Origin of the sequence: Halomonas terrestris (genome assembly GCF_049166755.1) — a bacterium.
In the GTDB taxonomy this organism is placed as follows: Bacteria; Pseudomonadota; Gammaproteobacteria; order Pseudomonadales; family Halomonadaceae; genus Halomonas.
In genome coordinates this window covers 34,088-59,960 of the sequence record NZ_JBMHFZ010000016.1, presented here as the reverse complement: position 1 = coordinate 59,960, position 25,873 = coordinate 34,088, and the positions used below count along the sequence as shown (strand labels likewise).

Annotated in this window: 27 protein-coding genes; 17 read left to right on the top strand and 10 right to left on the bottom strand. The window is 67.9% G+C overall.

The annotated features are described in order from the left end of the window. Positions 1–2: 2 nt before the first annotated feature. The 5 genes from ACOMD9_RS14855 to ACOMD9_RS14835 all read right to left on the bottom strand — a co-directional run bounded on the left by ACOMD9_RS14855 (position 3) and on the right by ACOMD9_RS14835 (position 4,523). Positions 3–506: an acyl-CoA thioesterase gene (locus tag ACOMD9_RS14855; RefSeq protein ID WP_421416335.1), complete on the bottom strand. Its 504-nt coding sequence runs from the start codon at positions 504–506 to the stop codon at positions 3–5. A gap of 28 nt (positions 507–534) precedes the next feature. Continuing rightward, positions 535–918: a DUF1622 domain-containing protein gene (locus tag ACOMD9_RS14850; RefSeq protein ID WP_421416332.1), complete on the bottom strand. Its 384-nt coding sequence runs from the start codon at positions 916–918 to the stop codon at positions 535–537. 81 nt (positions 919–999) lie between these two features. Then, positions 1,000–2,313, bottom strand: a complete 1,314-nt coding sequence (locus ACOMD9_RS14845) for a short-chain fatty acid transporter (protein ID WP_421416330.1) — start codon at positions 2,311–2,313, stop codon at positions 1,000–1,002. A 129-nt stretch (positions 2,314–2,442) separates the two neighbouring features. Next, positions 2,443–3,798 (bottom strand): MATE family efflux transporter, encoded by a 1,356-nt coding sequence (locus tag ACOMD9_RS14840; protein WP_421416328.1) that lies wholly within the window; start codon positions 3,796–3,798, stop codon positions 2,443–2,445. Between the two features lie 101 nt (positions 3,799–3,899). Next, positions 3,900–4,523 (bottom strand): outer membrane beta-barrel protein, encoded by a 624-nt coding sequence (locus ACOMD9_RS14835; protein ID WP_421416326.1) that lies wholly within the window; start codon positions 4,521–4,523, stop codon positions 3,900–3,902. A 188-nt stretch (positions 4,524–4,711) separates the two neighbouring features. On the opposite strand from ACOMD9_RS14835, the gene ACOMD9_RS14830 reads away from it, so the two are divergent. Beyond that, positions 4,712–5,035 (top strand): hypothetical protein, encoded by a 324-nt coding sequence (locus ACOMD9_RS14830; RefSeq protein WP_421416324.1) that lies wholly within the window; start codon positions 4,712–4,714, stop codon positions 5,033–5,035. Positions 5,036–5,133: 98 nt separating this feature from the next. Here ACOMD9_RS14830 and ACOMD9_RS14825 read toward each other — a convergent pair whose 3' ends face one another. The 3 genes from ACOMD9_RS14825 to ACOMD9_RS14815 are packed head-to-tail and all read right to left on the bottom strand — an operon-like array spanning position 5,134 to position 7,805. Further along, entirely contained in the window at positions 5,134–5,382 is a 249-nt protein-coding gene (locus tag ACOMD9_RS14825) for a YfhL family 4Fe-4S dicluster ferredoxin (RefSeq protein WP_421416321.1), read from the bottom strand. Positions 5,383–5,439: 57 nt separating this feature from the next. After that, positions 5,440–5,919, bottom strand: a complete 480-nt coding sequence (gene coaD / locus ACOMD9_RS14820; RefSeq protein WP_421416319.1) for a pantetheine-phosphate adenylyltransferase — start codon at positions 5,917–5,919, stop codon at positions 5,440–5,442. A 5-nt stretch (positions 5,920–5,924) separates the two neighbouring features. Continuing rightward, complete coding sequence (locus ACOMD9_RS14815) at positions 5,925–7,805, bottom strand: beta-ketoacyl synthase (protein WP_421416444.1); 1,881 nt, start codon at positions 7,803–7,805, stop codon at positions 5,925–5,927. A 341-nt stretch (positions 7,806–8,146) separates the two neighbouring features. Between ACOMD9_RS14815 and trmB the strand changes: the two genes are divergently transcribed. The 12 genes from trmB (at position 8,147) to ACOMD9_RS14755 (ending at position 19,408) form a co-directional block, all read left to right on the top strand. Then, positions 8,147–8,848, top strand: a complete 702-nt coding sequence (gene trmB, locus ACOMD9_RS14810) for a methyltransferase domain-containing protein (RefSeq protein WP_421416316.1) — start codon at positions 8,147–8,149, stop codon at positions 8,846–8,848. Beyond that, positions 8,845–9,177, top strand: coding sequence for an SMR family transporter (locus ACOMD9_RS14805; RefSeq protein ID WP_421416441.1), 333 nt, complete (start codon positions 8,845–8,847; stop codon positions 9,175–9,177). Before trmB ends, ACOMD9_RS14805 begins: the two co-directional genes overlap by 4 nt. A gap of 63 nt (positions 9,178–9,240) precedes the next feature. After that, complete coding sequence (dacB, locus tag ACOMD9_RS14800; RefSeq protein WP_421416314.1) at positions 9,241–10,677, top strand: D-alanyl-D-alanine carboxypeptidase/D-alanyl-D-alanine endopeptidase; 1,437 nt, start codon at positions 9,241–9,243, stop codon at positions 10,675–10,677. 13 nt (positions 10,678–10,690) lie between these two features. Continuing rightward, complete coding sequence (locus tag ACOMD9_RS14795; protein ID WP_421416311.1) at positions 10,691–11,062, top strand: diacylglycerol kinase; 372 nt, start codon at positions 10,691–10,693, stop codon at positions 11,060–11,062. Between the two features lie 76 nt (positions 11,063–11,138). Then, entirely contained in the window at positions 11,139–14,135 is a 2,997-nt protein-coding gene (gene glnE, locus ACOMD9_RS14790) for a bifunctional [glutamate--ammonia ligase]-adenylyl-L-tyrosine phosphorylase/[glutamate--ammonia-ligase] adenylyltransferase (RefSeq protein WP_421416310.1), read from the top strand. A 17-nt stretch (positions 14,136–14,152) separates the two neighbouring features. After that, positions 14,153–14,596, top strand: a complete 444-nt coding sequence (gene aroQ, locus ACOMD9_RS14785; protein WP_421416308.1) for a type II 3-dehydroquinate dehydratase — start codon at positions 14,153–14,155, stop codon at positions 14,594–14,596. 149 nt (positions 14,597–14,745) lie between these two features. After that, positions 14,746–14,919, top strand: a complete 174-nt coding sequence (gene napE, locus ACOMD9_RS14780) for a periplasmic nitrate reductase, NapE protein (RefSeq protein ID WP_421416307.1) — start codon at positions 14,746–14,748, stop codon at positions 14,917–14,919. 12 nt (positions 14,920–14,931) lie between these two features. After that, the gene (gene napF / locus ACOMD9_RS14775) at positions 14,932–15,480 is read left to right on the top strand and encodes a ferredoxin-type protein NapF (RefSeq protein ID WP_421416304.1); all 549 of its coding nucleotides are present in this window, start codon (positions 14,932–14,934) and stop codon (positions 15,478–15,480) included. After that, a complete protein-coding gene (locus ACOMD9_RS14770; protein ID WP_421416302.1) occupies positions 15,470–15,754 on the top strand; it encodes a chaperone NapD in 285 nt (94 codons plus the stop codon). Before napF ends, ACOMD9_RS14770 begins: the two co-directional genes overlap by 11 nt. Continuing rightward, the gene (gene napA / locus ACOMD9_RS14765) at positions 15,751–18,255 is read left to right on the top strand and encodes a nitrate reductase catalytic subunit NapA (protein ID WP_421416299.1); all 2,505 of its coding nucleotides are present in this window, start codon (positions 15,751–15,753) and stop codon (positions 18,253–18,255) included. Before ACOMD9_RS14770 ends, napA begins: the two co-directional genes overlap by 4 nt. Before the next feature lie 23 nt (positions 18,256–18,278). Beyond that, complete coding sequence (locus tag ACOMD9_RS14760) at positions 18,279–18,767, top strand: nitrate reductase cytochrome c-type subunit (RefSeq protein ID WP_421416296.1); 489 nt, start codon at positions 18,279–18,281, stop codon at positions 18,765–18,767. Further along, positions 18,764–19,408, top strand: a complete 645-nt coding sequence (locus ACOMD9_RS14755) for a NapC/NirT family cytochrome c (RefSeq protein WP_421416294.1) — start codon at positions 18,764–18,766, stop codon at positions 19,406–19,408. Before ACOMD9_RS14760 ends, ACOMD9_RS14755 begins: the two co-directional genes overlap by 4 nt. Before the next feature lie 94 nt (positions 19,409–19,502). Here the strand turns inward: ACOMD9_RS14755 and ACOMD9_RS14750 are convergent, their stop codons facing one another. Next, a complete protein-coding gene (locus ACOMD9_RS14750) occupies positions 19,503–20,396 on the bottom strand; it encodes a DMT family transporter (protein ID WP_421416291.1) in 894 nt (297 codons plus the stop codon). 163 nt (positions 20,397–20,559) lie between these two features. After that, complete coding sequence (locus ACOMD9_RS14745; RefSeq protein WP_421416438.1) at positions 20,560–21,342, bottom strand: IclR family transcriptional regulator domain-containing protein; 783 nt, start codon at positions 21,340–21,342, stop codon at positions 20,560–20,562. 151 nt (positions 21,343–21,493) lie between these two features. Here ACOMD9_RS14745 and ACOMD9_RS14740 point away from each other — a divergent pair, with 151 nt between their 5' ends. The 4 genes from ACOMD9_RS14740 to pcaF all read left to right on the top strand — a co-directional run bounded on the left by ACOMD9_RS14740 (position 21,494) and on the right by pcaF (position 25,832). Further along, complete coding sequence (locus ACOMD9_RS14740; RefSeq protein ID WP_421416290.1) at positions 21,494–22,837, top strand: class-II fumarase/aspartase family protein; 1,344 nt, start codon at positions 21,494–21,496, stop codon at positions 22,835–22,837. 178 nt (positions 22,838–23,015) lie between these two features. After that, on the top strand, positions 23,016–23,846 hold the full coding sequence (locus tag ACOMD9_RS14735; RefSeq protein WP_421416289.1) for a CoA transferase subunit A: 831 nt from the start codon (positions 23,016–23,018) through the stop codon (positions 23,844–23,846). Next, a complete protein-coding gene (locus ACOMD9_RS14730; RefSeq protein WP_421416286.1) occupies positions 23,846–24,619 on the top strand; it encodes a CoA-transferase subunit beta in 774 nt (257 codons plus the stop codon). The genes ACOMD9_RS14735 and ACOMD9_RS14730 overlap by 1 nt, the downstream gene beginning before the upstream one ends. Before the next feature lie 10 nt (positions 24,620–24,629). Continuing rightward, positions 24,630–25,832, top strand: a complete 1,203-nt coding sequence (gene pcaF, locus ACOMD9_RS14725) for a 3-oxoadipyl-CoA thiolase (protein ID WP_421416284.1) — start codon at positions 24,630–24,632, stop codon at positions 25,830–25,832. Positions 25,833–25,873 lie beyond the last annotated feature (41 nt).

Below are 25,873 nucleotides of genomic sequence, written 5' to 3'. Positions count from 1 at the left end.
CCTCATTCGACGCCGTGCTCGGCCTGGGTGCGGCGCTCCTCCTCCTCGGCCTGCTTGCGCAGCTTCTTGCGCAGGGCGGCCTTCTCGAAGCGCAGCTTCTGCAGCGGTGTCGCGAGTGTCAGCGGCGGCACCCGGGCCGGGTTGCCGTCGCCGTCCACTGCCACCATGGTCAGGTAGCAACTGTTGGTGTGGCGGATCAGCTTCTGCTGGATGTCCTCGGCCACCACCTTGATGCCGACCTCCATGGAGGAGCGGCCGACATGGTTCACGCAGGCCAGGAAGGTGACCAGCTCGCCGACATGGATCGGCTGCTTGAACAGCACCTGGTCCACCGAGAGCGTCACCACATAGTGGCCGGAGTAGCGGCTGGCACAGGCATAGGCCACCTCGTCGAGTTTCTTGAGGATGGCGCCGCCATGCACCTTGCCGCTGAAGTTGGCCATGTCGGGTGTCATCAGCACGGTCATGATCAGTTCGTGCTGACCGGGCAGGTTCGGGGTGTCCATGCGGGGGCTCCTTGTCGTTTGCCCGGGCTCAGGGGGCGTCGGAATCGTGGTTCTGGCGGCGCTGCGGGCCGTGTGGCGGCTGCCAGGGCCAGTGCCCCTCGACCTCCACGTGCAGGGTGAAGCCGAGGAAGGCACGGATCAGCACCACGGCGGCGAGGGTGGCGATCTGTTCCCCGCTGTTGACGACGATGACCGTCTTGATCAGGTCGCCGGCAATCAGGAAGTCCAGCCCGAGGAGGATCGCGCGGCCGATACCGTGACGATACTCCAGATAGGCGTGCCGGCTGTCATAGAAGTTGTGGTGCCTGACGAATCGCCAGGTCGCGATGGCAAAGCCTGTCACGATGATCAGGACGCCCAGGGATTCGAGGATCAGGGTGATGGTCGTGATCAGCGAGAGAAAGTATGCCATGGCGTCGACGCCCCGTGCCGGCGGTGGAGGATGAGGCGCCCCCCGGCAACTGGCAGGGGGCGCAAGAGGGTCGAGGGCGGATCAGAACCAGGTCAGGCCCACGGCGATGATGATGCCGGTGATGAGCAGCTGGACCAGGCAGAAGCCCATGATGTCCTTGGCCTTGAGTCCGGCGATGGCGAGCACCGGCAGGGCCCAGAAGGGCTGCAGCAGGTTGGTCCAGGCATCGCCCCAGGCCACGGCCATGGCCACCCGGGAGATGTCGACGCCGAGGGCCTCGGCGGCAGGCAGCATCACCGGGGCCTGCACGGCCCACTGGCCGCCACCGGAAGGCACGAAGAGGTTGACGATGCCGGCACTGATGAACGACCAGAACGGCAGCGACGCCTCGGTCGCGAACGAGATCAACGACTCGGACATGGTCTCGGCCAGGCCCGACTGGATCATGATGGCCATGATGCCGGCATAGAAGGGAAACTGGATGACGATGCCGGCGCCGCCCTTGATCGCCTCGTGGAGGCTTTCCAGCAGGCTGCGGGGCGTGCGGTGCAGCACGATGGCCAGGAACAGGAACATGAAATTGACGACGTTGAGGTTCAGCCCGCCACCCCGCAGGACGAAATGGTCGAGCAGGAAGATCACCCCCGGAATGCCCACCAGCCAGGCCAGGGTGACGCTGTTTTCCAGCCGCTCGGCGGGGCGGGTGATGCGTACCCGGGTCGCCTCGTCGTCCTCTTCCAGCAGTTTCGGGTCGACATAGACGCTCTCCTTGTCATCGGGGAGCATCAGGCGGTTGACCAGCGGAATGGAGATGAACAGGCAAGCCACGAGGGCCAGGTTGAAGAAGGCGAAGATGGTCGAGCCGGTGCCGATCACGCCGATCTGGTCGGCGGTGAAGTGGCCCTCGGTGGCGATGGTCAGCGGGATCGAGCCGGCGAGTCCCCCGTGCCACACCACGAAGCCGGAGTAGGCGCTGGCCACCAGCAGGCGGTAATCGACCCTCACCAGGCGTGCCAGCTCCTTGGCGAACAGGGCTCCCACCACCAGGCCGAAGCCCCAGTTGATCCAGCTGGCGGCCAGCGATACCAGGGTGACCAGGATGATGGCACCACCGGCGTTCCTGGCCAGGCTGGCGAGCTTCTGCAGCAGGCGCTTGATGGGCGGGGAGCTGGCCAGCATGAAGCCCGTCACCAGCACCAGCAGCATCTGCATGGAGAAGGTCAGCAGGTTCCAGAAACCGTCGCCCCAGAAGCGCATCACCGCCAGTGGCGTCTGGCGCTCCACGGCGATGGCCGCGGCGGCGGCGATGATGGTCAGCAGCAGCACGAAGATATAGGGATCGGGAAGGTAGCGCTCGACCAGCTTGACGGCCGGCCTCGACAGAAACTTGAGCATGGCGGTGTCGCTTCTTCTGTTGTGTGGGAGGCGTCTCAGGAAAAGTAGCGCAATCTCAGAAAGTTGCGATATTGGCCGGGTCAACGTTGCCGGCAATGCAACCTCTTGTCAAAAGTGGGCCGAGGCGGGTCAGGCGCGGTCGTGCCAGCGGGTGCGCCGGTAGTGCCGATAGTAGGCCGCCAGCACCGCCGAGCGCACCAGGGCGAAGCCCAGGAAGGCGAGCCACAGGCCATGGTTCTCGAAGTCCGGGCTCCCCAGCCACTGGGTCAGCCACCAGATCGGCAGGTAGGCGGCCAGGCCGGCAAAGATGCTGTTGCGCATTTCGCGGATCGCCGTGGCCCCGATGAAGACACCGTCGAACAGGTAGCTCCAGACGGCGATCAGCGGCATCGCCACCATCCAGGGCAGGTAGGTGCCGGCGGTCTGGCGTACCTCCGGCAGGCCGGTGAGCAGGGCGATCAGCCACTCGCCGCCCAGGGCGAAGGCCAGCGAGGCCGCGGCGGCGGTGAGCAGCGAGAACCCGGCCGCGCTCTTCACGGCCTGCCCGAACTCGTCCCAGCGGCGGCGGCCCACGGCGCGCCCGGTGATGGCCTCGGCGGCATGGGCGAAGCCATCCAGGGCGTAGCTGGTCAGCATGATGAACTGCAGCAGCACGGCATTGGCGGCCAGCACGGTGTCGCCCTGAACGGCGCCCCGGGAGGTGAAGAAGGCCATGGCGAACAGCAGCCCCAGGGTGCGCACGAAGAGGTTGGCGTTGACCGAGAACAGCTCGGCATAGGCGGTTAGCCTGAGCAGCCGTTCGCGCAGGAAGCGACCCTCCAGCCACCTGAGCTGGCGCGACACCAGCCACAGGCCGAAGGCCAGGGCGGTGTAGTCGGCGATCACCGTGGCCCAGGCCACGCCATCGCTGGTCATGCCCAGGCCCACCACGAAGAGCAGGTCCAGGGCGATGTTGACGCCGTTGGTCAGCACCAGGATCGCCAGGGTCACCCGGGAATTCTGCTGGCCCAGGAACCAGCCGAGGATGGCGTAGTTGGCCAGCACCGCCGGCGCCGAGAGGATGCGGATCTGGGCATACTCGGCGGCCAGGGCCGTGGCCACCTCGCTGCCGTCGAGCAGCCACAGGCCCAGCGCGATCAGCGGGCGGGAGAGAAGGATCAGCATCGCGCCGATGCCGGCCGCCAGCAGCAGCGACTGGCCCAGCAGGTTGCGCACCTCGCTGTCGTTCTCGCGGCCCACCGCCTGGGAGGTCAGCCCGGTGGTGCCCATGCGCAGGAAGCCGAAGCCCCAGTAGAGGAAGCTGAACAGGGTGGCGCCCAGGGTCACCGCGGCCAGGTAGCGGGAGTCCGGCAGGTGGCCGACCACGGCGGTATCCACCAGCCCCAGAAGGGGCACGGTGATATTGGAGAGGATGATCGGCCAGGCCAGCGCCCAGATGCGTTGGCGGGCGGCCCCGGGACGCCTGGCCTCGGAGAGTGATGACACGGCGACTTCCGCTGTCGGTCAAACCGTGCAGCATGGCGGGAGAGGCGCCGCAACGCAACCGCCCCGCGCGAGGGCGGGGCGGCTGGAGGGCAATGGTTGGCCTAGAAGCGGTAGCCGATGCTGGCGGAGATCATGTCGATCGTGAAGTCCTCGCCGCTCTCGCTGATATCGTAGCGCTCGAGCTCGGCGCGCATCATGATCTGGTCCACGACATACTCGGCGCCGATCCCGTAGAAGGGGTCGGTGCCGTCCTCGCCATAGCTGGCCGAAGCAGACATTCCCATGAAGCTGGCGCTTTCCTTTAGGTCCGCATCCCAAGCAACCATACCGAGCTTGCCGTAGACGCTGAAGCCACTCTGGATCGGCAGCTTGCCCACTAGTGCTGCAGTAAAACCATCTACACTCAACTTAGCATTCCCAGAAAAATCTGTAGCTGTCGAACTGGCAGTGAAACTCCCGAAGTCGACATAACCTGCCTCGACGGCGAAGTAGGGGTTGAACTGGTAGCCGGCAAACAGCTTGTAGCTGACATCGGTATCATCAGAGCTGACATTGGGAAAACCCAAGTCTCGGTAGAAGCCCTCAATGTCGAAATCCAGCTTCGCATGCCCGATGCCGGCCCCGAGATAGGGCCCCTCGTCGGGCACTCCTGGATAGCTCTGGGCGAAGGCGGGGGTGGCGACCAGGGTGGCCAGGGCGGCGGTGGCGATCAGACGCTTCATCATGCGCTCCTTTGCATGCATGGGAGGGCCGGGGCCCGTCGGGTGGGCAGCTGCGGAAAGACGGCTGCCCTTGATGTAAACTCATGTGACAAACTGTAGTCTTATCTAGACTATAAGTTAAGCGCATTTAGTGCCATGGCTGATTGCGGTCATGGGAACAGCGGATCACAAGGACTGCAGGGAGCGGGGGAATGATCACGACACGCAAGATTCTGGTGGCTGCCGTGCTGGCGCTGGTCACCATCCTGGGCAGCACGCCGGCGATGTCACAGTCGCAGCAGCGCCTGGAGGCGCAACCCAGTGGCGGGGCCATGGTGGCGGATGCGCTGGTTGCCCGGCCGCTGCTGGTCGCGGCAACCCTGGGCGGTACGGCGGTGTTCCTGGTGTCGCTGCCGTTCACCGCCCTGGGGGGTGGGGTGGACACCGCGGCAGAGACCCTGATCAAGACGCCCGCCGAGGCCGCCTTTCGGCGATGCCTGGGCTGCACGGTCAGCCGGCGCGCCGACGAGCTGTAGCTCGGCGCCAGGATAGCGTGGCCACACACACCGGCGCCCCGCTCGATGAGCGGGGCGCCGGTGTCGTCGCGTCCTGACCAGGGGTGGGCAGGAGAGCGTCAGGCCGCGGTGATGATGTGGTACTTCTCCATCAGCGCGTCGCGGCTCTCCTTGTGGTCCGGGTCCAGCGGGATACAGTCCACCGGGCAGACCTGCTGGCACTGGGGCTCGTCGTAGTGGCCGACGCACTCGGTGCACAGGTTGGGGTCGATGACGTAGATCTCCTCACCCGGGGAGATGGCGCCATTGGGGCATTCGGGTTCGCAGACGTCACAGTTGATGCACTCGTCGGTGATCATCAGGGCCATGGGGATACCTCACGCAGGGGCAGCACTCGGGCGGAAGTGCTTTTCCGAGTATTCCAGTCAGGCATTGTAATGGCTGCTCAACGTTTCGGCGACCCTGGGATGAACCAGCTTGGTGACATCACCGCCGAGCTTGGCGATCTCGCGCACGATGGTGGAGGAAATGTAGGAGTTCTCCACCGCCGGGGTGAGGAAGACGCTTTCCAGCTCCGGGACCTGGGCACGGTACATGTTGGCCAGCTGCAGCTCGTACTCGAAATCCGATACCGCACGCAGTCCGCGCAGGATGATGCGCGCCTGCTGCTCGGCCATCATGTCGGTCAGCAGGCCATCGAAGCCGATCACCTCGACGCCGTCGAGCCCGGCGAGTACTTCCCGGGCCAGGGCGATCCGGGTGTCGAGTTCCAGTACCGGCCCCTTGCCGGGACTGGCCGAGATGGCCACCACCACCTTGTCGAAGAGCCGCGAGGCGCGTTCGATCAGGTCGTAGTGGCCGTTGGTGATGGGATCGAAGGTGCCGGGATAGACGGCGATATTCATCTCTGTCAGTCCTCGAGTCGACCGAAGGGGTTGTCCACTGCCAGCGAGACCGGGCGGGCATAGCCGGGAATCTGGATCTGCCGGTCGCTGACCTCGAGCTCCGGCCCCTCCAGCACCCCTTCCCCGAAGCGGTAGCGGGCCTGGAAGTGGCCTTTGTCGGCCTGGCTCAGGTAAGCGGCGGCAGCCTCACGGGTGGCCTCGCGGCGGTCCTGCCAGGCGGCCACGGCGGTCTCGCCATGGCGCTGCACCAGCAGCCGTTCGGTCACCGCCGGCGAGAGCACCACCCCGGTGGCGTTGTTGCCGCCGAAGCCCTTGGCATTGATGAAGGCGGCGTCGGCCCGGAACGCGACCGGGGTCCGCGAGAACGAGAGCCGGTCGGCGTAGACGTCATGGGCCACTTCGTCGAGGGTGGGGATGCCCGGCAGCAGTCCATGGGCGAAGCTGCCCAGGGCACTGGCGAGCTGGTCGCCGGCGGCGCTGCCCTGGGAGTGGCCGACGAAGGCCTTGACCGCCACCACCGGCCAGGCCTCGATGCCGTAGGCGTGGGCGACCATGTCGAAGACATGGGACTCGGTGACCCGATTCTTGGGGGTGCTGGTGCCGTGGGCGTGGAGAAAGGTGCGCTCGCGCAGTGCCGGCTCGCCGAGCATGTCGCGTACCAGCGATGCCGCCTTGCCCAGGGTGATGTAGTTGCCGATCCCCGGGGCCGAGATGGAGCGCTTCCAGCCGTCGGCGTTGACGTACACTGCCGGAACGCTGCCGAGGATCTCGGCACCGCTCTCCAGGGCCAGGGCGTCATCCATCAGCATGATGAACTGGCTGGACTCGGCGATGGTGAAGCCGCAGTTGCGGGCGAAGGGGCGGCAGGCCTTCTGGTAGTCGGCATCGGTGAGCAGCTCCAGGGCGTCCAGGGCCCTGAGGCTGTCGTCGTCGGCCAGGGCGCCCATGGCGCGGAAGCCCTCGATGATCTCCGGGGTGACCGGAGCATCGGCGGTGCCGACCATGACCACCCGGCGGCGGCCGGCCTGGATGTCGTCCACGCCGATTCGCAGGTTGTAGAGGAAGCTGGCGCAGGCGCCCAGCACCGCGCCGGTACCGCCCACGCTGCCCAGCACGTAGGCATTGAGGAAATCGGCGGGCATCTGGCCGTAGCCCAGCGGCATCTGCTTGGAAGTGGCGCGGTTGCCCGAGACGAAGCTCTTGAGCAGGCCGCCCCAGCCCTCGTCATCGAGCTGGCCGATGGAGTTGCCGGCGTAGACGGCGACCTCGTCGGGGTCGAGGCGGTCGCGCAGGCTCTCCCACTCCAGGCCGCTGTCGCCCAGGCAGTCGCTGGCGGCGAAGATCGCCATGGAGAGGCCGCGGGGATGGTGCACGCTGCGGTAGAACTGGCTCGGCTCGAAGCCGCTGGGTAGCTGGCCGGCGGCCCGCACCTGGGCCTGGCGGGTCTCCGGCAGCATCACATCCATCTGGCCGGCGGGCACGATGACTTCCAGGGTCTGGCGGTCCAGTTCGCGTACCTGCCAGGTGGGCGGCAGGTCCGCCGGCAGCTGGCGACGGCGGATGCGGAAGGTCAGTGGTGACTCCAGGGCGAGGCTGGCCCGGCGGTGGGCGGGCAGGCCTTCGTCGCCGAAGCGAGGATCCTCGATGCGCCGCACCAGCGTATGGTCGAGCACCCGCTGACGGGTCTGCTCGACGATGGCGGAGGCCTCGAGGGCATGGCCCTCGGCGTCCTTCCAGCCGCCATCGTCCTGGCCGCTGGCCAGACGCATCATCGCCGCCAGACCCAGCAGGGTCCGGGCCTGGTCGTCGTCGGGCAGGGCGCCAAGCACGGTGCGGCGAAACGCCTGGTGGCCCGAGGTCCTGCCGGCGGGATTCACGCCGCCCATGCCGACGATCACCGGTAAATGTGACAAGCCGGATTCCTCGTTGTGCTGTTGATGATCTGCGAGTCGGTTGTTGGTATCAGGCCATGGATCATAGCACCCGGCCTGCCGCGGCGTCATGCGGCTGCCGAGGGCATCGGGGGGTGGTTCGGGATCTGTCGTGATGAAACATCCGTTTGAAATCCGCGCCGTCATGTGTCAGGATGAAACGGCTGTTTGAGTCATATGAGTTGGTCGTGGGCGCGCCTCTTCGAGGCGCGCCATTTTTTTCCCGGGCCTGGCATCGGCGTCGCGCCTGGCGGGCTGCTAGAATGGCGCTCCGCCAATCGCCCCGGGTCGCCGTCATGCAAGCCTCCTCCCGTGCCATCGTCTCCAACCAGCCAGGCCCCCATCAGGACCTGGCGCGGCGCGTGGCGCGCGGCCTCGAGCACCCGCTGCGCAAGCCGGTGGCCGACCATACCCGGGTGGCCTTCGAGTCTGCCGCCCGCTGGCTCGCCGCTCGCGCCGACCGGCCGCTGATCCTCGATGCCGGCTGCGGCGTGGGGCTCTCGACCCGCCGCCTGGCCGCGCGCTTTCCCGACCATGCGGTGATCGGTATCGATCGCAGCGCCGATCGCCTCTCCCGGGATCACGGCGCCCTGCCCGACAACGCCCTGCTGGTGCGTGCCGACCTGGTGGATTTCTGGCGTCTGGCACTGGCGGCAGGCTGGCAACCGGTGCGTCACTACCTGCTCTACCCCAATCCCTACCCCAAGGCGGCGCATCTCAAGATGCGCTGGCACGGCCACCCGGTGTTCTCGGTGCTCCTGGCACTCGGCGGGCGGCTCGAGCTGCGCTCCAACTGGCGGCTCTATGTCGAGGAGTTCGCCCTGGCACTGGCCCAGGCCACCGGCGTGGTGGCGGAGGTGGAACGCCACCTCCCCGGCGAGGCGTTCCTGACCCCATTCGAGGCGAAGTACCACGCCAGTGGCCAGGCCCTCTGGCGGCTGATGGTGGACCTGCCCTACGCTCCCGATCTTGTCCCTGCCCTCCGAGGAGATGCCTGATGCCCTTCGTCTACCTGGCCCTGGCCATCGTCGCCGAGGTGGTCGGCACCACTGCCCTCAAGGCCACGGACGGCTTCACCCGGCTGTGGCCCAGCGTCGTCGTGGCGGTGAGCTATCTGCTGGCCTTCTACCTGCTGTCGCTGGTGCTGCGCAGTATTCCGGTGGGCATCGCCTATGCGATCTGGGCGGGCCTGGGAATCGTGCTGGTCGCCGCGGTGGGCGTGGTGGTCTATGGCCAGCGCCCCGACCTGCCCGCGTTGCTGGGCCTCGGCATGATCGTTGGCGGGGTGGTGGTGATTCAGGTTTTCTCCTCGGTGTCGGCCCATTAATCTGGGCCTCGATATCGACGGCTTTCGCCGCTCCACTGCTCGCACCATGAGGATCTGGCCGCCATGCCGACACGACTGCTATCGACCCTCCTGCTCTGCCTGCTGCTGACGCCGCTGGTGCAGGCCGGCGGGTTCGCACGCCTGGCCGAGCTCGGCGAGCGGGGCTTCCTGATCGGTGCCGAGGCCCGACTGCTGGACAGCCGTGAGGTGCTCGGCGCCATCGAGCCGGAGCGCCAGCTCTCGCCGGCCTCCGTGACCAAGGCCTACCTGGCCGCCGCGGCACTCGATCGCTGGGGCCCCCAGTACCGTTTCACGACGCGTCTGGTCAGTGATGCCGAGCTCGACGACGACGGGGTCCTGCGAGGGGACCTGGTGCTCGACGGCGGCGGCGACCCGGCACTCTCCACCGAGGACCTGTGGCGGCTCACCCAGCGGCTGCACCAGCGCGGCGTGCGGGAGGTCGATGGCAGGCTGGTGATCAGCCAGTGGCGCTTCGGGCCGGTGGAGTGCATCACCACCGACCGCTGCGAGGCCCAGGCGCGGGTGGCCAATGCCTACAGTGCGCTGCTTTCCTCGGCGGGAGTCAACTACGGCAGCTGGTGCGTCAGCGTGGCGCCAGGCGCCGCCGCCGGCGAGCCGGCGCGGATCACCAGCTGCGACAGTCAGGCAATGATCGTCGACATCGATAACCGGGTCGAGACGAAGCCCGACGACAGCGGCACCGAACTCAACGCCGAGCGCGTGACCCGGGAGGGACGCGACGTGATGGTGGTGAGGGGCCAGATCTCCACCAATGCCAGGCCACGCGAGGTCTATCGCGCCAGTTCCGACCCGGCACTGCAGACGGCGCGGACCTTGCTGGCGATGCTGACACAGGCGGGTATCGAGGTCCGTGAAGGCGCCACCACCAGCATCGCCGAACCTCCCGCGACGGTACGGCGTCTCGCCGAGGTGGAGGGGATGCCATTGCAGGAGCTGCTGCTGCGCACCATGAACCACTCCAACAACTTCATGGCCGACCAGCTCGCCCTCAACCTGGTCGAGACCCCCCGGGCCGATCTGCTCCTGGGGGGGCAGGCCATCGAGCAGTTCGTGGCCGGGATCCCCGACCACGGCCCCCTGCTCCTGCGCAGCGGCAGCGGGCTGACGCCCGAGAACCGGACCTCGGCCAAGGGGGTGAATACCCTGATGGAGAGCATGTTCCACCGCCCCGCGCTCTTCCCCAGCTTCGTGGCCAGCTTCCAGTCGCCGGGCAACGGGGTGATGCGCTTCATCCGTCGCGGCTCAACGACCTTCCAGCACCATGTCATGCTCAAGACCGGCACCCTCAACCAGCCGGTGGCGGTGCGCTCGCTGGGGGGCTACTTCCGCACCCGCAGCGGTCGCTGGGGGGTGTTCAGCGTGATGGTCAACGGCACCTCGTCCACGCCGTGGCTCAACTGGGCCCAGGTGCTGGACCCGCTGGCCGAGGATCTCGAGCGGATGATCAACGAGAACTGACAGGGACGTCGTCATGAAACCTGGACACACCGGCTGGCGCCACCTCATCAGTGCCACCGACTATTCCCTCAGGGGGCTGCGTGCCGCCTTCCGCCACGAGACCGCCTTCCGCCAGGAGGTGCTCGTCTTCGTGCTGGTGCTGCCGCTGGCCTGGTGGATCGGCCAGGGGCCGGTGGAGTGGATCCTGCTGGTCGGCAGCTGCCTGCTGGTGCTGATCGTGGAGCTCATCAACAGCGCCATCGAGAGCGTGGTGGATCGCATCGGCCCCGAGCGCCATGAGCTCTCGGGGCGCGCCAAGGACATCGGCTCCGCCGCGGTGATGCTGGCGCTGTTCCTGGCCGGGCTTACCTGGGTCCTGCTCGCCTGGCAGAAGTTCCTGGGCTGATTCGCCGCGCCGGGTGCCGCTGGCGCCTGGCCTTCGCTATGCTGGGGGCATTCGCCAATCCGGATGCGAGATGCCCATGGCCCTTTCCGACGACTTCCTTCCGCTGTTCGACATTCCCGAGCCCCTCAAGGCGCCGCTGCGTCATGTGCATCGGCGCCTGGCCGAGGCCCTGGAGCAGGCCGACAACCTGGCCGGGATGGCCGGGCGGGAGTCGCCGCTGGAGGACTGGCAGGGGCTCTCGACAGCGCGGCGAGAGCAGCTGGCGCGGGTGCTGGCCGTCTCGGATTTCGTCGCCGAGACCCTGGTGCGCTATCCGGAGTGGCTGCTGCACCTGGATGCCAGCGGCGAGCTCGAGGTCGCCCCCGACGCCGAGACCCTGCGCGACTGGCTCGACGAGCGGCTGGAGGAGGCCGAGGACGAGGCCGCCATGCAGTCCGCCATCCGGCGCTTCCGGCGCGCGCGGATGACCGGCATCGTGTGGCGTGACCTCACCCGCCCCGAGGGCATCGACATGTGGGCCACGGCGGCGGCGGTGTCGCGGCTGGCCGAGACCTGCCTGGAGGGGGCGCTCAGCTGGCTGGAGCGCTTCCTGGAGCCGCGCTGGGGGCGTCCGGCACCACGCCGCGACGGCAGCGAGCAGCGCCTGGTGGTGCTGGGCATGGGCAAGCTCGGTGCCGGCGAGCTCAACCTCTCCTCCGATATCGACCTGATCTTCGCCTTCCCCGAGAAGGGCGAGACCGAGGGTGGACGCAAGTCACTGGAGCACCAGGAGTATTTCACCAAGCTGGGGCAGCGGCTGATCAGCGCCCTGGACGCGGTGACCGCCGACGGCTTCGCCTTCCGGGTCGACATGCGCCTGCGCCCGCTGGGTGACGGCGGCCCCCTGGTGGGCGGCTTCTCGTCGCTGGCCGGCTATTACCAGGACCAGGGCCGCGAGTGGGAGCGCTACGCCATGCTCAAGGCGCGCCCCGTGGCCGGCGACCTCGGTGCCGGTGCCGAGCTGCTGGCGAGCCTGCGGCCCTTCGTCTATCGCCGCTATCTCGACTTCGGTGCCATCGAGTCGCTGCGTGAGCTGAAGGGGATGATCAACCGCGAGGTTCGCCGCAAGGGCATGGAGGGCAACATCAAGCTCGGCCCCGGCGGCATCCGCGAGGTGGAGTTCGTGGTGCAGGCCTTCCAGCTGATCCGCGGGGGGCGCGACACCGAGCTGCAGGTCACCTCGCTGAAGACGGCGCTGGAGCGGCTGCCCGAGCTCGGCCTGCTGCCCCTCGAGGTGGTCGAGGAGCTCACCCCCGACTATGTCTTCCTGCGCGACCTAGAGCATGTGCTGCAGGCCCTGGAGGACCGCCAGACCCAGAGCCTGCCCGACGACGACCTGGACCGCGAACGGGTGGCCCTGGCCCTGGACATGGAGGATTGGCCCGCGGTCATGGCGCGCCTCGACGAGGTGAGGGCGCGGGTACGGAGGCACTTCGATGCGGTGATCGCCGAGCCCGAGGAGGAGGTCGAGGAGGGCGACGCCGCCCAGGAGGAGGGCATCCCCCTGGAGAGCTGGCGCGCCCTGTGGCGCGGCGAGCTCGACGACGATGAGGTCGCCGAGCTGCTGGAGGAGGCCGGGTTCGACGACCCCGCGGCGGCGGCGCGGCGGCTGCACGGGCTCTACCAGTCGCGCCAGGTGCAGGGCATGCAGCGCATCGGCTATGAGCGGCTGGAGGCGCTGATGCCGCTGCTGATGGATGCCGTGGTACAGAGCGAGGCGCCGGACACGGCGCTGGAGCGCGTGCTGCCGCTGGTGGAGTCGGTGCTGCGGCGCACCGCCTACCTGGCGCTGCTGCGCGAGAACCCCGATGCCCTGGGCCACCTGATGTCGCTCTGCTCGGCCAGCCCCTGGATCGCCGAGCAGCTGGCCCGCTACCCGATCCTGCTCGACGAGCTGCTCACCCCGGAGACCCTCTACACGCCGGCCGACAAGGCACGACTCTCCGACGAGCTGCGCCAGGCGCTGGGGCGGATTCCCGAGGAGGACGAGGAGGCCCAGCTGGAGGCGTTGCGGGTGTTCAAGCACGCCCAGGTGCTGCACGTGGCGGCCTCCGATATCGCCGGCACCCGCCACCTGATGAAGGTCAGCGACTACCTGACCTTCATCGCCGAGGTGATCCTCGAGGCGGTGCTGGCCATGGCCTGGAAGCACCTGACCCGCAAGCACGGCTTTCCGGAGTGTGCCGAGGGCGGTCGTGCCGGCCACGAGCCGGAGTTCCTGGTGGTCGGCTACGGCAAGCTGGGCGGCATCGAGCTCGGCTACGGCTCGGACCTGGACCTGGTGTTCATCCATGACGGCGCCGCCCGCGGGAGCACCGACGGCAAGCGCCCGCTGGACAATCCGGTCTTCTTCACCCGGCTGGGCCAGCGCATCATCCACCTGCTCACCGCGGTGACCCCCGCCGGCAGCCTCTACGAGGTGGACATGCGGCTGCGTCCCTCGGGCAACTCGGGGCTGCTGGTCAGCTCCCTGGACGCCTTCGCCGACTACCAGCGCCGCGATGCCTGGACCTGGGAGCACCAGGCGCTGGTGCGCGCCCGGGTGGTGGCGGGTCACGAGCGGCTGGCGACCCGCTTCGCGGCGATCCGCGCCGAGATCCTGGGGCGCGAGCGCGAGCTTCCGGCGCTGCGTGACGAGGTGGTGAAGATGCGCCAGAAGATGCGCGACCACCTGGGCGGCAAGAGCGGCGAGGGCGAGTTCGACCTCAAGCACGACCCCGGCGGCATGGTCGATATCGAGTTCCTCTGCCAGTTTGCCGTGCTCTCCATGGGCCACGAGACGCCCGAACTGCTGGAGTGGAGCGACAACATGCGTCTCCTCGAGACCCTGGAGGCCACCGGCCGCCTGCCCGCCGAGGAGTGCCGGCGCCTGCGCGAGGCCTACCTGGCCCTGCGCAGCGCCGCCCACCGCGCCTCGCTGACCCGCGAGCCCGCCCGTGGCCGCACGGAGGACTTCGAGGCCCATCGCCAGGCGGTCATCGCGGCCTGGGAGCGGCTGCTGGAGCCGACACGGGACGCTTCGCCCAAACACTGATGGAGACACCCGAGCGCATGAACAAGGTACTGGTACTGCACGGCCCCAACCTCAACCTGCTGGGCACCCGCCAGCCCGAGATCTACGGCCACGAGACCCTCGAGGACATCAACAACGCCCTCTACGAGCAGGCGGCGCTGGGAGGCTGGGAGATCACCTGCCGGCAGAGCAACCACGAGGGCGAGCTGATCGACTGGATCCAGGCGGCGCGCCTGGACGGCACCGCCGCCATCATCATCAACCCCGCGGCCTATACCCATACCTCGGTGGCGATCCTCGATGCCCTCAACGCCTTCGAGGGCAGGGTGATCGAGGTACACCTCTCCAACGTCCACAAGCGGGAAAGCTTCCGTCACCGCTCCTATGTCTCGCTGCGTGCCGACGGCGTGATCGCCGGCCTCGGCAGCCAGGGCTACCATGCCGCCCTGGACGCCGTGATCGAGGCGTCCGGTTCGAGCTGAACCGCTCTCTCCCCCTTGCTCTTTCGCGGGCCCACCAACGGCGGGCCCGCGGACCGACGTGCCCGACCGGGGCACTGACAAGTCGGGAATCTTGGCTACCCTGAGAGCCAGTGCGCGTGAAAGTCCGTCACCGGGAGGAGGGGATTGTCATGGAGGAGCCGGATACTGCCGCACCGGAGGTCCGCAGGAAGCAGGAGTTCAGGCTGTTCCTGTTCATCGCTGTCCTGTTGTTCCCGATCCTGGCGATTGCCGTGGTCGGTGGCTACGGTTTTGCCGTCTGGATGTACCAGCTCTTCGTCGGTCCGCCCGGCCCGCCGGCCTGATCGGAGGGTGGCATGCAGGCTCCAGACAACAACAACAACCCCGACACCCGCCCCCTCGACAGCAACGGTTCCGTCCCCAGGGGCAGTCGCCGCGAGTTCTTCCGCACGCTGAGCGGGCGTGGACCCGTCCGCCGGCCTCCGTGGTCCGGCGAGGATTTCACCGAGCAGTGCATTCGCTGTGATGCCTGCATCGAGGCCTGCCCGGAGGGCGTGCTGCATCACGGTGGCGGCGGCTACCCCGAGCTGTGCCTCGATGAACGGGCCTGCACCCTCTGTGGTGCCTGTGTCGAGGCCTGTGACGCCCCTGTCTTCGACCTGCAGCGCCCCGCCTTTCCCTGGCATGCCAGGGTCGAGTCGAACTGCCTGGCCCTGGCCCGGATTCACTGCCAGAGCTGCCAGGATGCCTGCGAGTGGGGCGCCATCCGCTTTCCCCCGGAAGCGGGCCGCCCCCCGCGCCCCCGGGTGGATACCCAGGCCTGTACCGGCTGCGGTGCCTGCCAGGTCCAGTGCCCGAACCACGCCATCGTCATGGCAAGCCAGGAGGTGGCCCATGCCGACTGACGCCCTGCATATCGCCAGTTTTCTGGTCCATGTCCAGCCAGCACATCGCGACGAGATCACCGAATGGCTGGCCACCGAGCCCGGCTGTGAACTCAGGGCTGAGGACCCGGCCGGGAAGCTGGTGGTGGTCATGGAAAGTCGCCGGGAAGCCCGGATCCTCGAGGTGATCGACTCGCTCCAGTCACATCCTGCCGTGCTCGGTGCGGCACTGGTGTATCACCAACTGCTCGACCCGGATACCGCCGATGAACCGGAAGAGGCCCCGATACCATGAAGCTGACCCGTCGTGAATTCGCCAAGGCCAATGCGGCAGCCGTCGCCGCGGCCACCGCCGGCATGACCATGCCCGCCGGCGCCAGCAACCTGATCACCAATGCCGAGCTGACAAGGCTGAACTGGAACAAGGCGCCCTGCCGCTTCTGCGGGGTGGGTTGCAGCGTGATGGTGGCGACCCAGAACGACCGCATCGTCGCCACCCACGGCGATATCCATTCGGAGGTCAACCGCGGGCTCAACTGCGTCAAGGGCTACTTCCTGTCGAAGATCCTCTACGGCGAGGATCGGCTGCGCCAGCCCCTGCTGCGCAAGCGCAACGGCGTCTTCGACAAGCGGGGGGACTTCGAGCCGGTTTCCTGGGACGAGGCCCTGGATCTGATGGCCGAGAAGTTCAAGGCCGCCATCCGCGACCACGGCCCCGAGAGCGTGGCCATGTTCGGTTCCGGCCAGTGGACCATCTGGGAGGGCTATGCGGCGAGCAAGCTGTTCAAGGCCGGTTTCCGCTCCAACAACATCGACCCCAATGCCCGCCACTGCATGGCCTCGGCGGTGTTCGGCTTCATGCGCAGCTTCGGCTCCGATGAGCCCATGGGCGTCTACGACGACATCGAGCACGCCGACGCCTTCGTGCTGTGGGGCTCCAACATGGCCGAGATGCATCCGGTGCTCTGGACGCGGGTCACCGACCGCCGGCTCTCCTACCCGGATACCCGGGTGGCGGTGCTCTCCACGTACGAGCACCGCAGCTTCGACCTGGCCGACATTCCCATGGTGATGAGGCCCCATGCCGATGTGGTCATCCTCAACTACATCGCCAACCACATCATCCAGACAGGACGGGTCGACCGGGCGTTCGTCGACGACCACGTGGGGTTCGCCCGAGCCACCACCGATATCGGCTATGGCCTGCGGGACGAGGATCCGCGCCAGCAGGCGGCCGCCAACGCCGACAACGCGAACAGCTGGTCCGAGATGCGTTTCGAGGAGTTCGCCGAGCATGTCGCGCCCTTCACCCTGGAGCGGGCGGCGCGGGAGTCCGGCGTGGCCGAGAGCCGCCTCGAGGAGATGGCCGAACTCTATGCCGACCCCGGCACCCGGGTGATGACCTTCTGGACCATGGGCGTCAACCAGCACACTCGCGGCGTCTGGGTGAACAACCTGATCTACAACCTGCACCTGCTCACCGGAAAGATATCCGAGCCCGGCAACAGTCCCTTCTCGCTGACCGGCCAGCCCTCGGCCTGCGGCACCGCCCGGGAGGTGGGCACCTTCGCCCATCGCCTGCCCGCCGATCGCGTGGTCACCAATCCGGAACATCGTCGTGATGCGGAGCGTATCTGGAAGCTGCCCGAGGGGACCATCCCGGAGAAGGTCGGCTTCCATGCGGTGGAGCAGAGCCGGCGGCTGAAGGATGGCGACCTCAAGGTCTACTGGACCCAGGTGACCAACAACATCCAGGCCGGGCCCAACACCATGCAGGAGACCCTGCCGGGCTGGCGCAACCCCGAGGCCTTCGTCATCGTCTCCGACATCTACCCCACGGTGTCGGCCCAGTCGGCCGACCTGATCCTGCCGGCAGCGGGATGGGTAGAGAAGGAGGGGGCCTTCGGCAACTCCGAGCGCCGTACCCAGTTCTTCCATCAGCTGGTCAACGCCCCCGGCGAGGCTCGCTCCGACCTGTGGCAACTGGTGGAGTTCTCCAAGCGCATCCGCGTCGACGAGGTATGGCCGCGGGAACTGCTCGAGCGGGCCCCGGAGCTGCGCGACAAGACGCTCTTCGAGCTGCTGTTCGCCAACGGCCAGGTGGACCGCTTCCCGCTTTCCGACATGGAGGAGGGCTACGCCAACCAGGAGGCCGAGGATTTCGGCTTCTATCTGCAGAAGGGGCTGTTCGAGGAGTACGCCCGCTTCGGTCGCGGCAAGGGCAAGGACCTCGACGACTTCGATGTCTACCACCGGACCCGTGGCAAGCGCTGGCCGGTGGTCGATGGCGAGGAGACCCTGTGGCGCTACCGCGAGGGGTACGACCCCTACGTGGAAGCGGGGAAGGGGGTGCAGTTCTACGCCAAGCCCGATGACCGGGCGCTGATCTTCGCCGTCCCCGACGAGCCGCCGGCCGAGGCACCGGACGAGGAATACCCCTTCTGGCTGTGTACCGGCCGCGTGCTGGAGCACTGGCACACGGGCTCCATGACTCGACGGGTCGAGGAACTGCACCGGGCGGTTCCCGAGGCGCTGCTCTACATGCACCCCGAGGACGCCCGTGAACAGGGCATGCGGCGCGGCAGCGAAGTGAAGGTGGTCAGCCGGCGCGGCGAGCTGCATCTCAGGGTCGAGACCCGGGGGCGGGTCAAGCCGCCGCGGGGGCTGGTCTATGTGCCCTTCTTCGATGCCAATCGACTGATCAACAAGGTCGTGCTGGACGCCACCGATCCGATCTCCAAGCAGACGGACTTCAAGAAGTGTGCGGTGCGGCTGGAACTGGTCAGCCTGGCCTGAGGCGAGATGCAAGGAGAAACGCGATGAAATGGCTCACTATCCTCGGTCTCTCGTCGGCGCTCGTCCTCGCCGGCCTGGTGGTGGCCGAAGAGCACCGGGACGCCCCGGCACCCGACGGCCTGCGCCCTGGCGGCACGGTCAGCCAGACCCTGCCGGCTCCTCCCATGGCCGGGCAGTCGCGGGAACCCGGAAGGGAGGTCCTCAACTATCCGGAGCAGCCCCCGGTGATTCCCCACGACATCCGCGACTACCAGGTGGACCGGCGCAGCAATCGCTGCCTGACCTGCCATAGCCGCAGCGAGGCCGTGGAGGCCGGGGCACCGATGGTCAGCGTTACCCACTTCATGGACCGCGACAAGCAGGTGCTGGCGGCGGTGTCACCGGATCGCTACTTCTGTACCCAGTGCCATGTGCCCCAGACGAATGCGGTACCGATCGTCGGCAACAGCTTCCTCACCGTGGACGAAGTACTGGGCGAGATGGCCAGGGAGCGTGAGGGGGACGAACCATGAGACGCTGGCTGGCACGCTACTGGCAGATCCTCACCCGTCCCAGCCTGCATTTCAGCCTGGGGTTCCTGACCCTGGGCGGCTTCATCGCCGGGGTGCTGTTCTGGGGCGGTTTCAATACCGCGGTCGAGGCCACCAACACCCAGCAGTTCTGCGTCTCCTGCCACGAGATGGAGCGCAACCCCCTGCGCGAGATGCAGGGCACGATCCACTACAGCAACCGTTCGGGCGTCAGGGCACAGTGTGCCGACTGCCATGTGCCCCATGACTGGACCCACAAGATGGCACGCAAGATGGAGGCCTCCAAGGAGGTATGGGGCTGGATCTTCGGCACCATCGACACCGAGGAGAAGTTCGAGGCCAAGCGTCGCGAGCTCGCCGAGCGGGAGTGGGCGCGGCTGCGCGCCAACGACTCCCTGGAGTGCCGCAATTGCCACGAGTTCGAGCACATGGACTTCACCGAGCAGAGCGCCCGCGCCGCCCAGGCCCACTCCACGAGCCTGGCCAGCGGCGAGGCGACCTGCATCGACTGTCACCAGGGCATCGCCCACGAGCTGCCCGACATGGGGCCGGACTTCCAGGCCGGCAGCCGGGGGTTGCCGGGCGTCGACTCCTGGGTGGCGCACCTGGAGCGGGATGACTAGGGGGCACTGCTGTGTGCCTCGTGGCCGATGGGGTCAAGTGCGGCCAGGGAATCTCGCCTGCATGACGTGCCGGGAGCGATGAATGGGCTCGGCTTCAGGCGCGGCGCGTCGCCAGGAAGATGCCGGCGCCGATGATCAGTACGGCTCCCAGGTAGGTCTCGAGCAACGGGATATCGCCGAAGACCAGATAGCCCGAGACGGTGGCCCAGACGATCTGCAGGTAGAGAAAGGGCGAGACCAGCGAGGCGGGGGCACAGCGCATGGCCAGGATCAGGCCCAGCTGGCTGATCGCGCCCAGGGTGCCGACCAGCAGGAAGAGGGGGATGTCGCCGGTGGCGATGGGCGTCCAGAAGAAGGGAACGATCACCGAGCTGGCCAGGGCGCCGGCAAGGCCGGCGTAGAACAGCGACGCCAGCGGGTGGTCGTTGCGGCCGAAGCGTCGCGTGGCGAGTTGATAGAGCGCGAAGCAGAAGGCCATGCCGAAGGGCAGCAGGGCCGCGGGCTGGGCACGCCAGTCGACCGGGCCCACGGCGATCACCACCCCGATGAAGCCGGTGGCGACCGCGGCGCCGCGGGCCGGGGTCACCGTCTCCTTGAGCAGCGGGATGGCCAGCAGGGTCACCAGCAGCGGCGCGCTGAAATTGATGACGTAGACCTGCAGCAGCGGCAGCTCGCGAAAGGCCAGGAAGGCGAAGGTGCTGGCCCCCAGCAGCAGCAAGCCACGCACGAACTGACCGGGAAGCGACTCGATGGAGGCCAGGATTTCCCGGCAGCGCGGCCAGCCGAGCATGAGCAGGTAGCCCCCCAGGACCAGCATATGCCCGGCATAGCGGGCCCACACCACCTGCACGGGCGAGTAGGTCTGGGTGAGCCACTTGACCCCGGTATCGAGCAGGGTAAAGAGCAACCCGGCCCCCAGCATGAAGGCGATGCCCAGCAGGGGGCGGTCAGCCCTGGGGATGCGTGTTGTCGTGATGGACGGCGGCATGGCGCTCGACGATTGCGATGTGGAAGCTTGATACTAGCAGGCTAACGGGTCGCACGGGTGCCTGCCGGCAGGTCGCACTCCAGCGTGGTGTCGTCCATGTCGGGCTTCGCTCGGATATCGACAACGCCAATGCCGGAAACCCGTCCCGGCGTGCGGGCCGTTCTTACCCGCTGATGGTGGTTGTGATCTGCCGGGCCTTCTCCTGCAGCAGCGGCAGGTACTCCTTCATGAGGGTGTCGAGATTTACGCGGGCGGCGTTGGTGCTGATGTTGATGGCCCCCAGCAGCTTGCCGTTGGCGTCGAAGGCCGGCACGGCGATGGAGCGCAGGCCGGAGTCGAGCTCCTGGTCGGCGACGGCGTAGCCCTGCTGGCGCACCTCGAGGATGCACTTCCTGAGCTCGGCCTTGTCGGTGATGGTCTTGTCGGTATGCTTCTCCAGCACCACACGCTCGAGCCAGGCGTCGAGTTCGTCATCCGGCAGCTGGGCCAGCAGCATGCGGCCCATGGAGGTGTGGGCCGCCGGCAGGCGGGTGCCCACCGAGAGGGTGATGGCCATGAGGCGGTGGCGCGAGGCGGAGCGGGCCACGTAGGTGACCTCGTCGCCGTCCAGCACGCCCAGCGACGACGACTCGCCGCACTCGGTGGTGATATCTTCCAGCAACTGCTGGATCACGTTGCGGTAGTTGTTGGCGGAGAGGAAGGCGTAGCCGAGCTGCAGTACCTTGGGGGCCAGTTCGAAGTGGCGCTGCTGCTTGCGCACGTAGCCCAGGGCATGCAGGGTCAGCAGGAAACGTCGTGCCCGGGCACGGTTCATGCCGGTGCGCGTGGCGACCTCGCTGAGCGTCATGCGCGGGTGGGCCTCGTCGAAGGCCAGGATCACCTCCAGGCCGCTGGCCAGTGCGGTGACGAAGTCACGATCGTCCGGACGCAGTGCCTCGTCCTGCATTGCCGTTTCCATCCCTCGTTATCCCTGGTCGTGTTGCCGAAATGCCGCCGGCTAATCTAGCATACTTGTTCGAAATGCGAACACTTGTACGACCATTGGTGGAGCCTGACCCCGTCGATCGAGGCCCCACGATATCATCGGAGAGACCGCCATGCCTGCCGCCCTGATCCAGCACCCCTTCATGAGCCAGCAGGCGCTGGCCGAGTGCAATGTCGAGGCCATGGTCGACGCCATGCTGGCCTTCGAGCTGGCCCTGGCCGAGGTCCAGGAGGCCCGCGGTGCCGTGCCGGAGGGGGCGAGTGCGCGGATGCGCGATAGCCTCGGGACGCACGCCTTCGATCTCGATGCCATCGCCAGCGGTATCGCCAGCGGCGGCAATGCCGCCATCCCCTTCGTCAAGCAGGGGCGCGCGGCCTTGCCGGAGGAGCTCAAGCGCTGCTGGCACCAGGGCGCCACCAGCCAGGATGTGGTCGATTCGGCGCTGATGCTTCTCCTCAAGCCTCGCCTGGAGGCCCTGGATGCGCTGTTGTTGCGCTGCCGTTCCGCCGCCCTGTGCCTGATGCAATCCCATGACGAGACCGCGATGGTGGGACGGACCCTGATGCAGCAGGCCCTGCCCATCACCTTCGGCGTCAAGGTGGCCCACTGGGCCATCGGCCTGGAGCAGGCGCGCCGTCGCCTGGCCGGGGTCACGCTGCCGGTGCAGTTCGGCGGCGCCGTGGGGGTGCACTCTGGCCTGGAAGGGCCTGGCAGGGACGACCTGGGGCTCGACTTCATGGATGCCCTGGCCGAGCGGCTCGGCCTGATGGCGCCGGTACTGCCCTGGCATACCGATCGTCAACCGATCCATGCCCTGGCCACGGCGCTGGATGCCGTGGCCGGCGCCGCCGAGAAGCTGGCCCTGGACGTGGCCCTGCTGACCCAGACCGAGGTCGGCGAGGTCGCCGAGCCGACGGCACCGGGCATGGGGGAGTCCTCGTCGATGCCCCACAAGCGCAACCCGGTACGCTGTGCACTGATCCGCGGGGCTGCCCGCCAGGTGCACGGCCACACCACGGTGCTGCTCAATGCCGCCGCCCAGCCGCTGGAGCGAGGGCTGGGGGAGTGGCATGCCGAGTGGGCGCCGCTGGTCGACAGCGCCCTGCTGCTGGAAGGCGCGCTGGAGCAGGCCGCCGTGCTTCTCGAGGGGCTGGAGGTGCACCCCGAGGCCATGCAGCGCAACCTGGCGGCGACGGGCGGCGGCATCATGGCCGAGCCGGTCTCGCGGCTGCTGGCCCCGGTGGTGGGCCAGGATGCCGCCAAGCGCATCAGCGCCGAGGCCGCCGAGACGGCACGCCTGACCGGCCGCCCCTACGCCGAGGTCCTGGCGGGGCACGAGGAGGTGAGAGGTCGCGTCGAGCGTGCCGACCTCGAGCGGGCCAGTGATCCGACCTTATACCTTGGTAGTAGCCGAGCCCAGGTCCAGCGCGCCATCGCCTGGCTGGAGGGCCGGTAATCGACTGAAATATAAGAATTTTACCCAGCATGATCGCGAGGGGAGGCCAGGCCTCCTCTTTTTCGTGTTCGCTCGGCGGGATTTGACGAGCGAAGACGACGGGCGTAATTTGTTCGCATCACAAATCAAAGTTCGCTATTCGAACTTATCGAGAGAGCCACCGCCAGGAGGAGATCCCATGGCCGAGTTCCTGAGCCTGCATGACGCGGTCGCGCGCTACGTCGAGGACGGCGCCACCGTGGCCATGGAGGGCTTCACCCACCTGATTCCCTTCGCCGCGGGTCACGAGGTGATTCGCCAGGGCAAGCGCGACCTGACCCTGATCCGCATGACCCCCGACCTGGTGTACGACCAGTTGATCGGCGCGGGCTGCGCGAAGAAGGTGATCTTCTCCTGGGGCGGCAACCCCGGGGTGGGCTCGCTGCACCGCCTGCGCGACGCCGTGGAGAAGGGCTGGCCCCGCAGGATCGAGATCCTCGAGCACAGCCATGCCGCCATGGCCTGCGCCTTCGAGGCCGGGGCCGCCGGGCTGCCGCTCGCCGTGCTGCGCGGCTACGTGGGCAGCGAACTGCCCAACGTCAACGACCAGATCAAGTTCATCGAGTGCCCCTTCACCGGCGAGCGCCTGGCGGCGGTGCCCTCGGTGCGCCCGGACGTCTCCATCGTCCACGCCCAGAAGGCCGACCGGAAGGGTAACGTTCTGGTGGAGGGCATCGTCGGCGTGCAGAAGGAGGCCGTGCTGGCGGCAACGCAGAGCATCGTCACCGTGGAGGAGATCGTCGACGACCTGACCACTCAGGCCGACTACCATCCCAACGCCTGCATCATCCCGGGCTGGGCCATCAGCGCCATCGCCGTGGCCGAGAAGGGCTCGCTGCCCTCCTATGCCCACGGCTACTACCCGCGCAACAACGCCTTCTACAAGGAGTGGGATGCCATCGCCCGGGATCGCGACGCCTTCACGGCCTGGATCGAAGAGAACGTCATGAATGCAGGGGGGAACGCCTGATGAGCCTCGATTACACCTCCGCGGAGATGATGACCGTCACCGCCGCCCGCGCCCTGGAAAACGGCATGACCTGCTTCGTCGGCATCGGCCTGCCCTCCGAGGCCGCCAACCTGGCGCGCCTGACCCATGCCCCCGACGTGGTGCTGATCTACGAATCCGGCACCCTGCAGACCAGGCCCGACGTGCTGCCGCTCTCCATCGGCGACGGCGAGTTGTGCGAGTCGGCGCTGACCACCGTCGCGGTGCCGGAGATGTTCCGCTACTGGCTGCAGGGCGGCAAGATCAGCGTGGGCTTCCTGGGCACCGCCCAGATCGACCGTTTCGCCAACCTCAACACCACCCTCATCGGCGACTACCATGATCCCAGGGTGCGCCTGCCGGGCGGCGGCGGGGCGCCGGAGATCGCCACCTGTGCCGGCGAGGTGTTCATCACCCTGAAGCACTCCCGGCGTGCCTTCGTCAAGGACGTGGACTTCGTCACCACCCTGGGCTTCGGCCGCGACGGCAAGGGCCGTGACGGCGTGCCCAACATCGGCAAGGGGCCCTCTCGCGTCATCACCGACCTGTGCGTGATGAAGCCCGACCCCGAGAGCAAGGAGCTCGTCGTGGTCTCCCTGCATCCGGGTGTGACCCGCGAGGACGTGATCGAGGCCACGGGCTGGGAGATCCGCTTCGCCGAGGCGCTCGAGAGCACCCCGGAGCCTTCCGAGCGCGAGCTCGAGATCCTGCGCGAGCTGAAGGACAGAACGGCACGTGCCCACGCCGGCGAATAAGGAGAGCCTGATGACCGACGTATTCCTGTGTCACCCGCGGCGCAGCGCCGTGGGCCGCTTCGGCGGCACGCTTTCCGGCGTGCGCCCCGACGATCTCGCCGCCAGCATCTTCAAGGCGGTGCTGGCCGAGGCCCCGAACCTCGATCCGGCGGCCATCGAGGATGTCTTCATGGGCTGCGCCAACCAGGCCGGCGAGGACAATCGCAGCGTGGCGCGCATGTCGGCGCTGCTCGCCGGCCTGCCCACCTCCGTGCCCGGCACCACACTGAACCGCCTGTGCGGCTCCGGCATGGACGCGGTGGGCACCGCCTTCCGCGCCATCAAGGCCGGCGAGATGGACCTGGCCCTGGCCGGCGGCGTGGAGTCCATGTCCCGGGCCCCCTACGTGATGGGCAAGGCCGACAGCGCCTTCTCCCGCGCCCAGAAGATCGAGGACACCACCATCGGCTGGCGCTTCGTCAACCCACTGATGAAGAAGGCCTACGGCGTCGACTCCATGCCGGAGACCGCCGAGAACGTCGCCGAGCAGTTCAAGATCGCCCGGGAGGACCAGGACGCCTTCGCCCTGCGTTCCCAGCAGAAGGCCGCCGCCGCCCAGCAGGCCGGCCGCTTCGCCCTGGAGATCACCGCCATCGAGATCCCGCGGCGCAAGCAGGAGCCGCTGCTCTTCGACCGGGACGAGCACCCGCGGGAGACGACGCTCGAGAAGCTCTCCGGCCTGCCGACGCCCTTCCGCGAGGGCGGCAGCGTCACCGCCGGCAACGCCTCCGGGGTCAACGACGGCGCCGCTGCCATGCTGGTGGCCAGCGCCGCGGCGGTGGAGCAGCACGGCCTGACGCCCATGGCCAGGATCCTCGGCATGGCCACCGCCGGCGTCGAGCCGCGGATCATGGGCTATGGCCCGGTGCCCGCGGTGAACAGGCTGCTCGAGCGCACCGGCGTGTCCCTCGACGAGATCGACGTGATCGAACTCAACGAGGCCTTCGCCGCCCAGGCCCTGGCCTGCATGCGTGACCTGGGCCTCAAGGATGACGACCCCCGGGTCAACCCCAACGGCGGTGCCATCGCGCTGGGCCACCCGCTGGGCATGTCCGGCGCGCGCCTGCTGCTCACCGCCGCCCATGAGCTGCAGAAGAGCGGCAAGCGCTACGCCCTGTGCACCATGTGCGTGGGCGTGGGGCAGGGCATCGCAACGCTGATCGAGCGGGCATAAGCGCCCGCGTTACCGGCCTCGTGACGCATCCATGACCGCCG

What these genes read in the sequence shown, in the direction of transcription:
- pcaF (WP_421416284.1), top strand. Translation starts at nt 24,630, where the DNA reads ATGACCGACGTATTCCTGTGTCACCCGCGGCGCAGCGCCGTGGGCCGC.
- ACOMD9_RS14760 (WP_421416296.1), top strand. Translation starts at nt 18,279, where the DNA reads ATGAAATGGCTCACTATCCTCGGTCTCTCGTCGGCGCTCGTCCTCGCC.
- napA (WP_421416299.1), top strand. Translation starts at nt 15,751, where the DNA reads ATGAAGCTGACCCGTCGTGAATTCGCCAAGGCCAATGCGGCAGCCGTC.
- glnE (WP_421416310.1), top strand. Translation starts at nt 11,139, where the DNA reads ATGGCCCTTTCCGACGACTTCCTTCCGCTGTTCGACATTCCCGAGCCC.
- ACOMD9_RS14830 (WP_421416324.1), top strand. Translation starts at nt 4,712, where the DNA reads ATGATCACGACACGCAAGATTCTGGTGGCTGCCGTGCTGGCGCTGGTC.
- ACOMD9_RS14850 (WP_421416332.1), bottom strand. Translation starts at nt 918, where the DNA reads ATGGCATACTTTCTCTCGCTGATCACGACCATCACCCTGATCCTCGAA.
- ACOMD9_RS14750 (WP_421416291.1), bottom strand. Translation starts at nt 20,396, where the DNA reads ATGCCGCCGTCCATCACGACAACACGCATCCCCAGGGCTGACCGCCCC.
- aroQ (WP_421416308.1), top strand. Translation starts at nt 14,153, where the DNA reads ATGAACAAGGTACTGGTACTGCACGGCCCCAACCTCAACCTGCTGGGC.
- ACOMD9_RS14740 (WP_421416290.1), top strand. Translation starts at nt 21,494, where the DNA reads ATGCCTGCCGCCCTGATCCAGCACCCCTTCATGAGCCAGCAGGCGCTG.
- ACOMD9_RS14755 (WP_421416294.1), top strand. Translation starts at nt 18,764, where the DNA reads ATGAGACGCTGGCTGGCACGCTACTGGCAGATCCTCACCCGTCCCAGC.
- ACOMD9_RS14745 (WP_421416438.1), bottom strand. Translation starts at nt 21,342, where the DNA reads ATGCAGGACGAGGCACTGCGTCCGGACGATCGTGACTTCGTCACCGCA.
- napE (WP_421416307.1), top strand. Translation starts at nt 14,746, where the DNA reads ATGGAGGAGCCGGATACTGCCGCACCGGAGGTCCGCAGGAAGCAGGAG.
- ACOMD9_RS14845 (WP_421416330.1), bottom strand. Translation starts at nt 2,313, where the DNA reads ATGCTCAAGTTTCTGTCGAGGCCGGCCGTCAAGCTGGTCGAGCGCTAC.
- napF (WP_421416304.1), top strand. Translation starts at nt 14,932, where the DNA reads ATGCAGGCTCCAGACAACAACAACAACCCCGACACCCGCCCCCTCGAC.
- ACOMD9_RS14855 (WP_421416335.1), bottom strand. Translation starts at nt 506, where the DNA reads ATGGACACCCCGAACCTGCCCGGTCAGCACGAACTGATCATGACCGTG.
- dacB (WP_421416314.1), top strand. Translation starts at nt 9,241, where the DNA reads ATGCCGACACGACTGCTATCGACCCTCCTGCTCTGCCTGCTGCTGACG.
- trmB (WP_421416316.1), top strand. Translation starts at nt 8,147, where the DNA reads ATGCAAGCCTCCTCCCGTGCCATCGTCTCCAACCAGCCAGGCCCCCAT.
- ACOMD9_RS14795 (WP_421416311.1), top strand. Translation starts at nt 10,691, where the DNA reads ATGAAACCTGGACACACCGGCTGGCGCCACCTCATCAGTGCCACCGAC.
- ACOMD9_RS14730 (WP_421416286.1), top strand. Translation starts at nt 23,846, where the DNA reads ATGAGCCTCGATTACACCTCCGCGGAGATGATGACCGTCACCGCCGCC.
- ACOMD9_RS14770 (WP_421416302.1), top strand. Translation starts at nt 15,470, where the DNA reads ATGCCGACTGACGCCCTGCATATCGCCAGTTTTCTGGTCCATGTCCAG.
- ACOMD9_RS14835 (WP_421416326.1), bottom strand. Translation starts at nt 4,523, where the DNA reads ATGATGAAGCGTCTGATCGCCACCGCCGCCCTGGCCACCCTGGTCGCC.
- ACOMD9_RS14825 (WP_421416321.1), bottom strand. Translation starts at nt 5,382, where the DNA reads ATGGCCCTGATGATCACCGACGAGTGCATCAACTGTGACGTCTGCGAA.
- ACOMD9_RS14735 (WP_421416289.1), top strand. Translation starts at nt 23,016, where the DNA reads ATGGCCGAGTTCCTGAGCCTGCATGACGCGGTCGCGCGCTACGTCGAG.
- coaD (WP_421416319.1), bottom strand. Translation starts at nt 5,919, where the DNA reads ATGAATATCGCCGTCTATCCCGGCACCTTCGATCCCATCACCAACGGC.
- ACOMD9_RS14815 (WP_421416444.1), bottom strand. Translation starts at nt 7,805, where the DNA reads ATGGGCGGCGTGAATCCCGCCGGCAGGACCTCGGGCCACCAGGCGTTT.